The following is a 13383-nucleotide window of genomic DNA, read 5'->3' as shown; positions in this document are numbered from 1 at the left end:
TTTTTATTGCGTTTCGGTATATGTAGTAAAAATTGTCGGATCAACAAGTTCACCGTCAATATAGGCCTGGTAGTGAAGGTGGCTGCCGGTGCTCCGACCGGAATTTCCGCTGTACGCTACAACGTCGCCTTTCTGAATCGTGTCTCCTACTTTGACTGTCAGTTTGGAATTATGGGCATAAAACGTAACAACGCCATAACCGTGATCAATCTGCACCCTTCGTCCCCAATAACCGTCATAGCCCGCATAAGTGACGGTCCCGGCAGCAACCGCCTGGACAGGTGTACCATAATCGCAAGCAATATCAACACCGGAATGAAACTCACTGCTCCAACCCCCAAAAGGATTGCGGCGATAGCCAAAAGGTGAAGAGATCGGACCGTTGACCGGAAGAATGCTCGGTGTCCGGTTTAGCTTATCTTTGTATTCTACGGAAGCATCATAATACTCCTGCAAGGTTTCTACATGAGAATTGAGCAGATTTGAAGCCTGATCAAGGCTTTCCGGCTCGGAATATGACTGTACGGAGTAACTGCCGCGGCTGACTTCCGTCGTATTTTTCTGCTGGATTTTAAGAATGCCGGCAATTTTAGATTCCAGCGAGGAGATTGTTAACAAGTTCTGATTGATTTCGGATGTCTTTTCATTCAATCTTGCAATTTCCAGATCCTTGGTCTGCAGCTGGGCTTCAAGCTTATCGACATAGGCAATTTTTTGCTGATAAATATTGATGTAATAAGCCTGATAAATGTCATGAGCAAAAAGTCCCGTAAAAAAGATGACCAGTGCAGCTGAGCTAATAACAACCATTTTTTTCGCTTTAACTGAAAACTGAATCTGCCGGGGCGCTTTGTCGTGGTCAGGGTGGATGATAATAATTGAGTATTTGTGCTTCAAAATATCACTCCTGAATAAGACACAAAAAACGAAAATATTTTATATTTTCGCGTTTTTGTGAGGCATTAATCCATTTTCTAGAATATACGTGTTTGATTGTCTTGTCAAGACAGTCAAAAAATCATGATACAAAATAATATCATATCTACTTTTACGTGTGGTGAAAGTGGTTATAGACTTCTTGGGCGGTCACTGCCGACAAACCGGACTTGATAAATTCTTCAGGTGCAGCATTTTTGATCGCATCCAAGGAATCGAAAGTTCTGAGGAGCATTCTTTTTCGTTTTGGCCCAATTCCGGGAATCCCATCCAGCTCCGATGCGGTCATGTTTTTGATCCGCTGCTGTCTGTGAAAAGTGATCGCAAAACGGTGCACCTCGTCCTGGATTCGCTGGATCAGATAAAACACCTCAACTCTGGTGTCAATAGAAAGCTCACGGCCGGCCTGATTGATTAGACTGCGCGTTTCGTGACGGTCATTTTTAACCATACCGGCAACTGGAATGGTCAAACCTAGCTCCTTCAGAGTATCAAGCGCAGCTTTGACTTGTCCTTTTCCGCCATCAACCAGAATAAGATCCGGCATCGCTGATTCTTCCTTTAGCAGGCGGGAATAACGGCGCCCGATAATATGTTTAAGGTAAGCAGTGTCATCATTGGTGTCCGCGAGCGGAGCAATATTGAATTTCCGGTAGTTTGCCCGGGAGGGTTTTCCAGTTTTAAACTGAACCATACCACCGACGATATTACTGCCAAACAGCCCAGAAATATCGAAGGCTTCGATCGTATCGGCCTGAGCGATCCCGAGAAGTTCACATAACTCTGCCATCGTTTTCCGAATCTTTTCATTTTTGTCTTTTTCCAGATCCATTTTTTCTTTCAGAACAGTCTCAGCATTAGAGGCGGCCATTGCTAGAAGTTGTTTGGTCTTACCTCTTTTGGGTATGGTCAGAGGAAGGATGTCCATGACTGCAGTCGATTGGATTTCCGGAATACAAATCTCATCCGGAATGACCATTTCGTCCGCATAGTACTGGACCAGAAACGAAAGAAATGATTCTTCCGGTTCATCATAGTAGGCGAAGAAGAAACTGTCCCGGGTAACCAATTTGCCCTGACGGAAACAGAAGACCTGAATATTCATTAGCTCTTCATTAAACGCGTAGGCCACGATATCACGGTTTCGCAAATCACTTAGCGTAATATTTTGTTTTTCATTGATGGTTTTCAGGTCATGAATGAGATCCCGGTATTCTCTGGCTGCCTCAAACTGCAGCGCTTCAGCGGCTTTGCTCATTTTTTCTTCCAGCCAGTCAATGATACTTTTTTGATTGCCGCGGAGGAACATGGTGGCTTTATCAAGGACTTCCTGATATTGTTCAGGCTCAATAGGATGAATACACGGACCGAGGCATTGTCCAATATGATAATAAAGACAGGATTTAGCAGGGATCTGACTGCATTTGCGGAAAGGAAGTAGCCGGTTTAGTAGGCGAGCAGTTTCTCTGGCCGCTGTTGCATTGGGATAGGGACCAAAATATTTGCCGGCTTTTTTGGAAACTTTACGGGTAACAATAATCCGAGGGTGTTTTTCAGATGTTATTAATATATAAGGATAAGATTTATCATCCTTCAACATAATGTTATAGTATGGGTCATGTTTTTTGATAAGGTTACATTCGAGCAAGAGAGCCTCAACTTCAGAAGATGTCAGGATATATTCAAAGTCGGTAATTTCACTGACAAGTTTCTGGGTCTTCTGATCATGGGACCCTGTAAAATAAGACCTTACCCGGTTTTTCAGTACCTTGGCTTTTCCGACGTAAATAATCTTACCGGCAGCATTTTTCATCAAATAAACGCCAGGATTATCCGGCAGCAATTTTAGTTTTTTTTGCAGTAAATCTATCAAAATTTTCACCTCAGTTAAATTGTAGGGGGAATATTTAAAAGTTGCAACGTCATATTCTCCAATAAAAGGACGTATATTTTCTTGGGGTGGTATTATGCGCAGCAATGCCTGGGGACGTCCTCCTCAAAATGACATCTGGGGCGATATTAAAGTGCTCGCTTTATGGATATTCATCGTCGGTATCGTCGGTTATTTGCTATTCCCGGATTTTTTTCATAATGTTTACGACCAGCTAACCTCTGCAACTGCAGAAACGGGAGAAATAAGTGAAATTACGCTGCCAACCTCAAGTGAGGTTCAGGATACCACAACAGGGGATGAGTCAGATACAACAAGTGTCTATAATTCCATCTACACTGGGGACAGTGAAATCTCAGACGGATACTGGGCGCTGTTTGTCGGCAACAACGAGTTTCAGCAACTTTCTTTGTCGACAGAGAGCTATTCCTACATTATAAGGCTGATTGATGGAGATCGGAAAGGGGAAGCAACAAAAATATTGCTGCTTTCCGCAAATGGCAATATTCACAAATATGTAGTCACAGAAGAAGTTTATAATATTCTTTTGAATTTAAATATGATCAATAACCGTTCCGGAACAATATAGAATTTACTTGAACAGCAGCTTTGCCCCAACGACAAAAAGTGCAAGACCCAGCAACTGCCACGGATTCCAGCTTATTCTTTGGACCCCGAAAAGACCAAAGTGGTCAATGATGACCGCAAGACCGACCTGTCCAAGAATGATGGCCGTCGTGGCATTGCATACGCCAATCCTAGATATCGTTATGGCGACTAAGGCAACGATCCCAACACTCAACGCTCCTCCTAAATAGAGATACCAGGGGATTTGCAGCCATTTATGCGCAAACATAGGTACTTTCCAAGCCAATACGGCCAGTAGGGCAATTAAACTGCCGATGATGTGTACGATCAGCGTCGAAGAAAGCAAAGAAGTTTTTTGCGTCAGCTGTGAATTTAGCGTTCCCTGCACGGCCATTGCAGCTCCGGAGATTGCTGCTAGAACAGCAGGCAGTGAAAAAAAATTTAACATACTCTAACCTCCACTAAATATGCACATATATTAAAATAAGGATTCATGATGGGCAAGAACACCAAGTGAGTTAAAAATATAGTAGTATTTGTTCCGTCTTACAGGGAAAAATGTTGATAAGCAGCTAATGAAAAGAGGTGGCAGAATGAATATAGATCCTGAACTGGTTAGAAGGGCGCAGATATTGCTTACTTTAGATCATTCTTTGTCTCAGGTTAAAGAAATTCTTTTACGGGAAGGATACCCGGATGATCAAGTGGCTGATCTGATAGATGCTACGGAAGAAGTACTTAATTATTTTGTTCCGCCTGTGTTCGACGACAATAAAATTGCGATAGATATCCGCCATTCCAATAAAGACATTGACAGTGATCCGAGCCCCGATCTGCTTGTAGACCGATTCAGCGGCAAGATAGAGTTACTTACTCCTCATCTGCAGGAAACCTGGAGGGTTGCCAACGAAATCCGCAAAACCTTAAAATGTCAATGCCAATATCTTTAACGTTTTATAACCATGAAGAGAACAGAGATAAATATCTCTGTTTATTTTTAGATATTGTCTGTCAAATTATGTAGACAGCTATTGGCAAATCAGCAATTTTTCATTACTATTATAGAAATACGAAGTTAACCAAAAATCCAAAAAAGTATTGAAATGAGGAACATGTATCCAGGTCAGCCTAACATATTAGGGAGGAAAGAAATGAAAATTGCCATTCTTTCTGATACACATATTCGCTATGGACGGAAACTCCCATCATTTGTCTGGAATGTTTTAAGTGAGGTTGATACAATCATTCACGCAGGAGATGTTGTGACGAAGAGTCTGATTGAGGAACTGGATTTGATTGCACCGGTCATTGCAGTCAGAGGAAACTGTGATTGGCTATTGGATGAGCTGCCAGAGAAAATCATAGCGAAACTAGGTCCTCTAAGGATTGGTGTTACGCATGGTTATCTTGGATCCGGAAAGAATACCCCGGAAAGGGCTTACAATTTTTTTTCGGGAGAAAATGTAGATATGATTATCTTCGGACACAGCCATATACCTTATAAAAATGTTTATGAAGGGGTATTGCTATTCAATCCGGGATCGCCGACGGAAAGAAGAGGACAGCCACAGTTTTCCATGGGTTTATTGAAATTAAGTGAAAAAGGGAGTTTCGATATCCAGCATCTGTTTTTTTAATTACTTTTGCCATCACGCAGTCTGAGGTTTTAATATGAAATTTCGTCGCAATAAAATTAAAAGAGAACACAGTATCATTACCGGTGCCCTGGACTGGCTGGAGGATTTGAGTAAGTACCGCGAAATCACCGACATCATTCCTGGGGTGATCGATGTAACCAATACCAGGGAACGCGGTGCAGCTTATCAGTACGAAACACCGACCGGATGCAAGATTCTCCTAAAAAATGGCGGATCTGTTCAGGAGGCCTTTGTCGTTACCCGGAACCCTGAGGTAGTCAGGGAATGGGCGGCAAAGCTCATGGGAGAAATCAATTATTTTCAGGCAAACCTCGAAGAGACCTGGGATGCCCTCTCGCAGAAAGATCACCAGAAAACGGAAACTAGGTCTTCCAAACCAAAAGCTTCGGATCGGACAAAGTCGGCAAAAGGATCAGTCCGGGAAACTTCCGAAACCTTGCTCAGCAGCAGGGACGCTCTGCTTGTCGGGATTAAAGAAGATTATCAGCTCGTGGAAATCAATCAGGGTCTTCGGGATTCCTATGTCGAAAGTCTTGCCAGCATGGGGGATCTGAAAGATCCTAAATTGGAAGACGGCTTACAACTGGAAATGCGCCAGGCGCTGGAGAAACTGCAGGAAAAACTCCAAGGGGAAACTCAGCAAAAGTAGCCAAAGCAAACATAATTGTTTTGGTTTGAAATGGCAGTCATAGCTTTATCAAAAATGACTCAAACTATTTGAAGATTGTCAATGATTATGGAGGATAAAATTGTGGCTAAAGTACTGTATATTAAAGCAAATCCCAAGTCGGACGAGCAGTCGAGGACGCTTCGTCTCTCAGGGAGTTTTATCACCACGTACAGGCAAAACAATCCTGGTGATGAGATTATTACCCACGATCTTTACCAGGAAGGTGTCAAGCCGCTGTCTGCAGGGGATCTACAAACTGTTTTTGGTCCGAAGGACACGGATTCAATCAATCATCATGTTTTAAAGTATGCTTATGAGTTCAAGGCCAGTGATAAAATCATTATCGCTGCTCCAATGTGGAATCTCAGTTTTCCATCCATTCTAAAAAGTTATCTGGATTATATTACGGTCACCGGGATTACCTTTCATTATACTGAACAAGGCCCAGTGGGCTTATGCCAGGAAAAAAAAGCTGTTCATATCGTAACCCGGGGCGGTACTTATTCGGAAGGGGCAGGTGCTGCTTATGAAATGGGTGACAGATACTTAAGAACAATTTTTGGTTTTCTGGGCATCACCGACTTCACAACAATCGCTGCGGAACAACTTGATGTTATCGGATTTGATGCGCAGGGAGAGCTTTCCAAAAAAATGCAGGAAGCCGAAGAAAAAGCCAGAACATTTTAAAGCTAGATGTAGCATCTTGTAAAAATATACTTCCAAAATTATGATTGTTATCCAAAAAATATCATGTTATGATTTTTAATATGACTGGTATTAATTTGAGAAGAATAGAGATGGGGTTAGTGAAGGAAACGAATCTTAAGCAGGGGTTTTATCTAGTCCTGTTAAAGGCCATGATACTACTATCGGCCTTTTCCATTATTGGAAATCTAGCAGTAGGCTACTCATTAAGCCTCAATATTAAATGGATTTTTTTAATTGTTTTGGCAGTATGTAGTATATTATATGAAAGACATAAAGGTTTTTCCGACCGCAGCAAATTCTTGTTTTTTTTGGTTCTGACAGGGATTGTTCTGCCTTTAAGTTTTATCGATGCCGGAGGAAGTAACAGCTTTACGATTGCGTATGTATTTTTTCTCTTGATTATCGTCAGTTATATTCTGGACGGTTGGTACCGTAATACAATTATCGCTGTGATTATTCTGGCTTTTATGGGTGTCCACACTTACTCCCGTTATTTCCCGGAAAGGATACCCGTACTGGACTCCGACAGTTTCTTTGTGGATCAGCTGATTCAAGTCCCAATTGTCTTGCTTTTGAGTTTCTTAGTTGTACGCTATTTTGCTGACGCTTACTACCAGACGAACCGAAGACTCATGCAACTTGCTCATTTTGATGAGCTGACAGGGCTACTGAACCGAAGAAATTTTAATGAGATTCTGCAGAAACAATTTGAATCGGGAAATCACAACGGTCATTTGATCATGCTTGATGTCGATAATTTTAAGATGATTAATGATAAAGAAGGACATCTAGCCGGAGACGATGGACTGAAACATTTGGGGGCTATTTTAAGGCAGTATTTTGATAATGGGAAAAATATGATCAGCCGCTGGGGCGGCGATGAATTTATTATTATTTATTTTGGTGAAAGCGGGCATGTGGAGACGGTTTTGGAACAAGTCAAAAAAGAATTTAAAGAATATGTGAAAAATATTGAACCGATGGTCGACATTACTTTCGGGATTGCCCCGTTACAGGGATGCCAGACCCCGAATGATGTACTGGCAAAAGCGGATCAAGTCATGTATGAAAAGAAAAGAGAAAAGAAGAACAGTTAGCCAGATTCTCTTTTCTCAGTTATCAAAATTATTGATGTACACTTGTGCTGAAAACAGTGAGGTGTTCATTTTTTTTGCTCCAGTTTTTTAATTGTTGCCAACTATTTGCCATTGATTCTCACTGATGGGTAAGTTTATTAAGACGGTTTTCCCCTGTTCTTGTCTAGCCCCCGGCTGGTCGGGTTAAAGAATTTTGCTCCTTTGGCTTCTTCGGGCAGGTAGTTCTGTTCGACCCAGTTATCTGGATATGCATGCGGGTAAAGATAGTCTAAACCATGGCCAAACTTCTTGGCACCGGGATAAGAGGCATCCTTCAGATGCAGCGGCACTTGTCCGGCTTTGTTCGTTTTGACGTATTGCTGAGCCTGATTAATAGCCTCTACAACAGAATTGCTCTTCGGAGCAGTCGCGATAGCCAGGACGGCCTGTGCCATCGGTATTCTGGCTTCAGGCAGGCCAACCCACTCTAAGGCATTTGCTGCGGCGTGGGCCTGGAGCATGACTGTCGGATCAGCAAGGCCGACGTCCTCGGAAGCATGCACGATGATCCTGCGCATGATGAACCGCGGGTCCTCACCAGATTCCAGCAGAACAGCGAACCAATACAAGGCTGCATCAGGATCGGACCCCCGCATACTTTTGATCATCGCCGAAATCATGTCGTAATGGTTGTCCCCATTTTTGTCAAAACGGAAGTGTCTTTCCTGAACGGATTCTATGGCGGTTTCTAGATCAATCCTGCGGACCCCGTCTTCAGGAGCTGTGGTCAGAACTGCAAGTTCGAGTGCATTTAAGGCCCGGCGCAAATCTCCGCCGGCGAAATCCAGCCAATGCTGAAATGCTTCTGCTGTAATCTCCGTATGGTAATTACCAAGACCTCGCTCTTTGTCCTTCAAGGCATTATCAAGCCCAAGACGGAGTTCCTGTTCTGAAAGAAGATCCAGCCTGAAAATCGTGGAACGGCTTAAAAGAGCAGCGTTGATTTCAAAATACGGATTTTCAGTAGTTGCTCCAATAAAAGTGATCATACCACGTTCAATAGCCGGCAGAAGAACATCCTGCTGGCCTTTGTTGAAGCGGTGGACTTCATCGCAGAACACAAGTGTTTTCTGCTGATAAAGATGCAGCTTTTCCTCGGCTTTCTCCAGGATTTCTCTAAGTTCTTTGACGCCGGAAGAAACAGCATTAATCCGGATAAAGTTCGAGGTTGTTTTATTGGCGATGACCTGAGCCAGGGATGTTTTACCCGTTCCGGGCGGCCCGTATAAAATGATGGATGTCACCCGGTCTGCCTCAATGGCGCGGCGCAGGAGTTTGCCGGGCCCGAGAATTTCCTGTTGGCCGATAAATTCTTCAAGCGTACGGGGACGCATTCTCTCGGCCAGGGGAGCAACTTTACCGGAGTCAAAAGCAGCCGAAAAAAGATTCATTTTCTTTTTCCTCCAAAATTATTCTTGCGGATATACTTCAATTAATAAATCAACAATAAAAAGGAAATGTTATGAAAGATGAATCCATTATAACAAATAAAATTGCAAAAGAATAACCAGAATGCTTATTGACAAATTCCGATTGGTTTAGTAGGATATAAACGTACTGACGAAGGGCAAACATTTTGCATAGCATGAGGTGAATTGTGTGAGATTTTCTACCAGAGGCAGATATGGGGTACAAATCATGGTTGATTTAGCCCAGCATGCGGCTGATGGTCCGGTTTCCCTGAAGTCTGTCGCTGACAGGCAGAAACTATCTGAGCATTATCTGGAACAACTCGTTCCTGAGCTGCGTAAGGCGGGGCTAGTCAGAAGCATCCGGGGGCCCCAGGGCGGGTATGAACTGGCCAAGCGTCCAGAACAAATCAATATCGGTGATGTGATCAGGGTACTGGAAGGACCGATCGCACCAGTCGAGTGTGTTACCCAGTCGGAAGAAGACTGCTGCCAGAAAACAGATTTCTGCGTAACGCGGGAAGTATGGGTGAAGGTTAGGGATTCCATCAACGGTGTTGTTGATTCCATTTCTCTGGCAGATTTACTGAAAGAAGCAGGCAATGGTGGAGAAAACTTGGAATTTCTTCGATAAGATTCGAGATCATGATTTTGCTTAGATCTGTCAGAAAATCTGTGTCAGGTAATAGCTATATAATGGAGGATAAAATGAAACGAATATATTTGGATCATAGCGCCACAACACCGGTCGACCCGCAGGTGGCAGAATTAATGATGGTATACTTTACAGAGTACTATGGAAACCCATCCAGTGTACATTCCTTTGGAAGACAAGTTCATAAGGCCATCGACGAAGCCAGAGAACAGGTTGCATCTCTGATTGGAGCAAATCCTTCGGAGATTACCTTTACCAGCGGCGGAACGGAAGCTGATAACCTAGCCATTCAGGGTGCCGCCAGAACAAGCGTAAAAAAAGGTACGCACCTGATAACTTCGGCGATTGAGCACCATGCTGTTCTGGATACTTTTAAATACCTGGCTAAAAACGGCTACGAAATAACCATTGTGCCGGTTGATGAGGAAGGCTTGGTAAGTGTTCAGGATATAGAAAAGGCAATCCGTCCGGACACGATTTTAATCAGTATTATGCACGCCAACAACGAGGTTGGGTCGATTCAGCCTGTCGCTGAAATAGGCCGGATTGCCAGGGAAAAAGGGGTCCTGTTCCATGTCGACGCCGTCCAGTCTCTTGGAAAACTGCCAATCGATGTAAATCAAATGAATGTCGATCTGTTAACGATATCGAGCCATAAAATCTATGGCCCTAAAGGGGTCGGTGCTTTATACATCCGCAAAGGCGTCAGGATTTCTCCGCTTGTTTTTGGCGGTTCGCAGGAAAGAAAAGTCCGTTCCGGTACGGAAAATGCTCCGGGGATCATTGGTTTTGGCAAAGCCTGTGAGTTGGCCGGACAAAGGATGGCAGACGAAAATATTGAACTGGTTAGACTCCGTGATAAATTATTCGACGGAATCCTCGCCAGCATTGATCGTGTCAAGGTGAACGGTCCGCGTGGCGCCAAGCGTCTTCCGAACAATGTCAATATCAGTATTAATTTCATTGAAGGAGAATCACTGCTCTTAAGTCTCGATTTGGTTGGAATAGCCGGTTCCAGCGGTTCGGCCTGTACTTCGGGATCTTTGGATCCTTCGCATGTTTTACTGGCCATGGGTTTAAGCCACGAGGTTGCCCATGGTTCTCTGAGGCTCTCGCTTGGCAGACAGAATACGGATGAAGAGATCGATTATGTGTTACAGGAGCTTCCGAAGATCGTGCAGCGCTTAAGAGAAATGTCTCCTTTATATCATAAAGCAATTTGAGCTAGTTAAAGCAAATAGATAGTTCCTCAAAGCAAGCTGAAAGACAGGAATAAGACAGGAGTGAATCAGATGTATTCAGAAAAAGTAATCGATCATTTTACGAATCCCCGTAACGTAGGTGACATTGAAAATGCAAATGGCGTTGGGCAAGTCGGCAACGCCAAGTGCGGCGACATTATGCGGATTTCAATGGTTGTTGAAAACGATGTTATCAAAGATATCAAGTTTAAGACATTTGGCTGCGGGGCTGCGGTAGCAACCAGTAGTATGGTTACGGAAATGGTCAAAGGCAAAAGCGTGAATGAAGCCTTAGATATTTCGAATGCTGCTGTTGCCGAAGCCCTTGGAGGTTTGCCTGAAGCCAAGCTGCACTGTTCCAATCTTGCCGCAGATGCTGTTCATGAAGCTATCAAAGACTACATCCAGAAAAAGACCAAGGTCTGAGGAAGGATGAAGGTTAAACGTATGAAAGTTGCTGTTGGAATGAGTGGCGGCGTGGATAGTTCCACCGCCGCTGCTTTACTTCAAGAAAATGGTCATGAGGTGATCGGAGTCACCATTGTGACCCATGAAGGCGGACTTGCTGAAACCGCTGCGCTGGAAGCAGCTGAGCAGCTCAGAATACCGCTGCATGTGCTTGATTTCCGGACGGTTTTTAAACAGGAAGTCATTGATTCGTTTGCGGAGAGCTACTACAGAGGGGAAACGCCAAATCCGTGTGTGCTGTGTAACCGGAAAATCAAATTTGGAGAATTGCTGAAACAGTCGCACAAACTTGGTGCCGACTATCTTGCGACCGGTCATTATGTTCGGAAAATGGTTGACGAAACTTCAGGCCGCTGGCTGATCCAAACCGGGCTGGACGCGAAAAAAGACCAGAGTTATGTGTTATACTCCTTAAGCCAGGAGCAGATTGCCCATGCACTTTTCCCGCTTGGTGATTATACGAAAGAACAGGTCAGGGACTTGGCGAGGAACAGAAAATTGACAGCTGCTGACAGCAGTGAGAGTCAGGAAATCTGTTTTATTCCTGACAACAACTATGCGGAATATATTAGGACGGCAATGGGCAAAGATTCTGAACCAGGTGATTTCACGGATTTCTCCGGCCGCATTATCGGCAGACACAGGGGATTGATCCATTATACGGTCGGACAGCGGAAGGGATTAGGGGTAACATTTGGTAAACCAATGTTTGTGGCTTCGATTGACCCGGTTGGCAACTGGGTAATACTTGGAGAAGGAAATGATCTCTATACCGATGTTCTTTGGGCGACAGATCTGAACTGGATTGCTCTGGAAAGGCTGTCCGACCCCTTGAAGGTGCAGGCCAAGATTCGTTACAAGGCGAATCCCGCAGCAGCTGTTCTTTATCCTGAAAATAATCTTGTCAGGGTTCAGTTTGAGACTCCGCAGCGGGCAGTTACTCCCGGTCAGTCGGTTGTGTTCTATGACGGGCCGACGGTGTTGGGAGGAGGGGTTATTGTATCGGATAAGTGCGGAATCCGCCAAGATCTTCTTGAGGCAGAATAAGAAGTGATTGCCGAAGGGCTGACCCGTGCGAAATATTTCTTTCAGCGATATTTCAGTTTTATGTCATAATATAAAATGCAATATTGCTGAAAGGAATATTATCCTGATATTCCGGCAATAATACCGGATATAATCCTAAGGCAAATGAGGGAATTATGCGGAGGATGAGAGATATTGTCCGGCTCCCGGTGATTGATCTAAATTCCGGGGAACGTCTGGGCTGGGTAAAAGATATCCTATATAATGAAAAAGACAATACGGTTTCCGGCATCATCGTGGAAAAAGATTCTCTGCTCACGCACCCGCTCGAAGACATGAGCAGAGATGATATCGTATCTTTCGGCAAGGATTCCCTTGCTGTTAAGAACCCAGAAGGGAAAAAGATTTCAGGTGCATCCTGGTCTCAGAAAGTCGGAAACAAAGTTTTTAATGGAGAAGGCGATATCAAAGGAACGATAGGCGATATCTATGTGGACAACACAGTCCAAAAAGTACTTGGTTATGAAATATCAGACGGTCTTTTTGCGGATTTGATGAAGGGCAGGGAGGCTGTATTTGAGGAAAACATTCTTTGCGAGAGCCAGGATGTTGTTGTGATTGAAGGAGGTTCATTGTCATGATTTGCCCGGTTTGCGGGGGACGACAGACCGGAAAGGTCGGTGTGGAACAATACTATTGCTGGGACTGTTTTATTGAATTCAACAGTCATACCGATCAGGTAGTCGTATTTGATTTGGAAGAAGATGGGACACTGGTAGCGTGGGAAGATTTCTTCCTTGAAAGCGAGCAGATCGTTCAGGCTCAGGCAGCTGCTGAATGACGCCGAATTGCCATGTCTATACCTTCATACCGTACATGCGTAGGATAGAGTTGGCGCTTCGCTTATACCATGGATGGCAAGTAGCGGCAAGGCCAAGAAGCTAAGGCCACGGCCTGTCCATCGGGGGTTGGGATTTTCAAATTCATTTTGAAAAGA

General features: G+C 44.0%; 16 protein-coding genes. 12 read left to right on the top strand and 4 right to left on the bottom strand.

The features are described 5' to 3' along the window. Positions 1-3: 3 nt before the first annotated feature. Both C1I38_RS10145 and uvrC read right to left on the bottom strand, forming a co-directional pair. A complete protein-coding gene (locus C1I38_RS10145) occupies positions 4-897 on the bottom strand; it encodes a M23 family metallopeptidase (protein WP_119774822.1) in 894 nt (297 codons plus the stop codon). A gap of 151 nt (positions 898-1048) precedes the next feature. After that, complete coding sequence (gene uvrC, locus C1I38_RS10140; protein ID WP_119774937.1) at positions 1049-2806, bottom strand: excinuclease ABC subunit UvrC; 1758 nt, start codon at positions 2804-2806, stop codon at positions 1049-1051. A gap of 97 nt (positions 2807-2903) precedes the next feature. On the opposite strand from uvrC, the gene C1I38_RS10135 reads away from it, so the two are divergent. Then, positions 2904-3416: a hypothetical protein gene (locus tag C1I38_RS10135; protein ID WP_020491700.1), complete on the top strand. Its 513-nt coding sequence runs from the start codon at positions 2904-2906 to the stop codon at positions 3414-3416. A 3-nt stretch (positions 3417-3419) separates the two neighbouring features. Here C1I38_RS10135 and C1I38_RS10130 read toward each other — a convergent pair whose 3' ends face one another. Beyond that, positions 3420-3863, bottom strand: coding sequence for a DMT family transporter (locus C1I38_RS10130; RefSeq protein WP_026156325.1), 444 nt, complete (start codon positions 3861-3863; stop codon positions 3420-3422). Positions 3864-4008: 145 nt separating this feature from the next. Between C1I38_RS10130 and C1I38_RS10125 the strand changes: the two genes are divergently transcribed. The 5 genes from C1I38_RS10125 (at position 4009) to C1I38_RS10105 (ending at position 7548) form a co-directional block, all read left to right on the top strand. Continuing rightward, positions 4009-4365 carry a hypothetical protein gene (locus tag C1I38_RS10125; RefSeq protein ID WP_020491698.1) on the top strand — a complete coding sequence of 119 codons (357 nt, stop codon included), beginning with the start codon at positions 4009-4011 and terminating at the stop codon, positions 4363-4365. A gap of 201 nt (positions 4366-4566) precedes the next feature. Beyond that, the gene (locus C1I38_RS10120) at positions 4567-5052 is read left to right on the top strand and encodes a metallophosphoesterase (RefSeq protein WP_026156324.1); all 486 of its coding nucleotides are present in this window, start codon (positions 4567-4569) and stop codon (positions 5050-5052) included. A gap of 34 nt (positions 5053-5086) precedes the next feature. Next, positions 5087-5722 (top strand): DUF2103 domain-containing protein, encoded by a 636-nt coding sequence (locus tag C1I38_RS10115; RefSeq protein WP_119774823.1) that lies wholly within the window; start codon positions 5087-5089, stop codon positions 5720-5722. A gap of 102 nt (positions 5723-5824) precedes the next feature. Further along, a complete protein-coding gene (locus tag C1I38_RS10110; protein ID WP_119774938.1) occupies positions 5825-6430 on the top strand; it encodes an FMN-dependent NADH-azoreductase in 606 nt (201 codons plus the stop codon). A 110-nt stretch (positions 6431-6540) separates the two neighbouring features. Further along, complete coding sequence (locus tag C1I38_RS10105) at positions 6541-7548, top strand: GGDEF domain-containing protein (protein WP_199698229.1); 1008 nt, start codon at positions 6541-6543, stop codon at positions 7546-7548. 137 nt (positions 7549-7685) lie between these two features. On the opposite strand, the gene C1I38_RS10100 is transcribed toward C1I38_RS10105, so the two are convergent. Beyond that, positions 7686-8978, bottom strand: coding sequence for a replication-associated recombination protein A (locus C1I38_RS10100; protein WP_119774824.1), 1293 nt, complete (start codon positions 8976-8978; stop codon positions 7686-7688). Between the two features lie 208 nt (positions 8979-9186). Between C1I38_RS10100 and C1I38_RS10095 the strand changes: the two genes are divergently transcribed. From C1I38_RS10095 to C1I38_RS10070, 6 genes are all read left to right on the top strand, one after another. Continuing rightward, positions 9187-9630 (top strand): Rrf2 family transcriptional regulator, encoded by a 444-nt coding sequence (locus C1I38_RS10095; RefSeq protein WP_119774825.1) that lies wholly within the window; start codon positions 9187-9189, stop codon positions 9628-9630. Between the two features lie 74 nt (positions 9631-9704). Continuing rightward, positions 9705-10874 (top strand): cysteine desulfurase NifS, encoded by a 1170-nt coding sequence (nifS, locus tag C1I38_RS10090; RefSeq protein WP_119774826.1) that lies wholly within the window; start codon positions 9705-9707, stop codon positions 10872-10874. Positions 10875-10943: 69 nt separating this feature from the next. Continuing rightward, the gene (gene nifU, locus C1I38_RS10085) at positions 10944-11318 is read left to right on the top strand and encodes a Fe-S cluster assembly scaffold protein NifU (RefSeq protein ID WP_119774827.1); all 375 of its coding nucleotides are present in this window, start codon (positions 10944-10946) and stop codon (positions 11316-11318) included. Positions 11319-11339: 21 nt separating this feature from the next. Next, positions 11340-12407: a tRNA 2-thiouridine(34) synthase MnmA gene (gene mnmA, locus C1I38_RS10080; protein WP_119774828.1), complete on the top strand. Its 1068-nt coding sequence runs from the start codon at positions 11340-11342 to the stop codon at positions 12405-12407. Between the two features lie 155 nt (positions 12408-12562). Beyond that, positions 12563-13027 carry a PRC-barrel domain-containing protein gene (locus tag C1I38_RS10075; RefSeq protein WP_119774829.1) on the top strand — a complete coding sequence of 155 codons (465 nt, stop codon included), beginning with the start codon at positions 12563-12565 and terminating at the stop codon, positions 13025-13027. After that, positions 13024-13227 carry a hypothetical protein gene (locus C1I38_RS10070; protein ID WP_015042471.1) on the top strand — a complete coding sequence of 68 codons (204 nt, stop codon included), beginning with the start codon at positions 13024-13026 and terminating at the stop codon, positions 13225-13227. The genes C1I38_RS10075 and C1I38_RS10070 overlap by 4 nt, the downstream gene beginning before the upstream one ends. Positions 13228-13383: the final 156 nt, after the last annotated feature.

It is taken from the genome of Dehalobacter sp. 12DCB1, from assembly GCF_004343605.1.
Lineage (GTDB): Bacteria > Bacillota > Desulfitobacteriia > Desulfitobacteriales > Syntrophobotulaceae > Dehalobacter.
This window is presented reverse-complemented; position numbering and strand designations above follow the sequence as displayed.

Bases quoted from the DNA above. Each gene is read 5' to 3' on its own strand.
- C1I38_RS10120 (WP_026156324.1), top strand. From the start codon at position 4,567: ATGAAAATTGCCATTCTTTCTGATACACATATTCGCTATGGACGGAAA.
- mnmA (WP_119774828.1), top strand. From the start codon at position 11,340: ATGAAAGTTGCTGTTGGAATGAGTGGCGGCGTGGATAGTTCCACCGCC.
- C1I38_RS10100 (WP_119774824.1), bottom strand. From the start codon at position 8,978: ATGAATCTTTTTTCGGCTGCTTTTGACTCCGGTAAAGTTGCTCCCCTG.
- C1I38_RS10070 (WP_015042471.1), top strand. From the start codon at position 13,024: ATGATTTGCCCGGTTTGCGGGGGACGACAGACCGGAAAGGTCGGTGTG.
- C1I38_RS10125 (WP_020491698.1), top strand. From the start codon at position 4,009: ATGAATATAGATCCTGAACTGGTTAGAAGGGCGCAGATATTGCTTACT.
- C1I38_RS10075 (WP_119774829.1), top strand. From the start codon at position 12,563: ATGCGGAGGATGAGAGATATTGTCCGGCTCCCGGTGATTGATCTAAAT.
- C1I38_RS10135 (WP_020491700.1), top strand. From the start codon at position 2,904: ATGCGCAGCAATGCCTGGGGACGTCCTCCTCAAAATGACATCTGGGGC.
- C1I38_RS10130 (WP_026156325.1), bottom strand. From the start codon at position 3,863: ATGTTAAATTTTTTTTCACTGCCTGCTGTTCTAGCAGCAATCTCCGGA.
- nifU (WP_119774827.1), top strand. From the start codon at position 10,944: ATGTATTCAGAAAAAGTAATCGATCATTTTACGAATCCCCGTAACGTA.
- C1I38_RS10105 (WP_199698229.1), top strand. From the start codon at position 6,541: ATGGGGTTAGTGAAGGAAACGAATCTTAAGCAGGGGTTTTATCTAGTC.
- nifS (WP_119774826.1), top strand. From the start codon at position 9,705: ATGAAACGAATATATTTGGATCATAGCGCCACAACACCGGTCGACCCG.
- C1I38_RS10115 (WP_119774823.1), top strand. From the start codon at position 5,087: ATGAAATTTCGTCGCAATAAAATTAAAAGAGAACACAGTATCATTACC.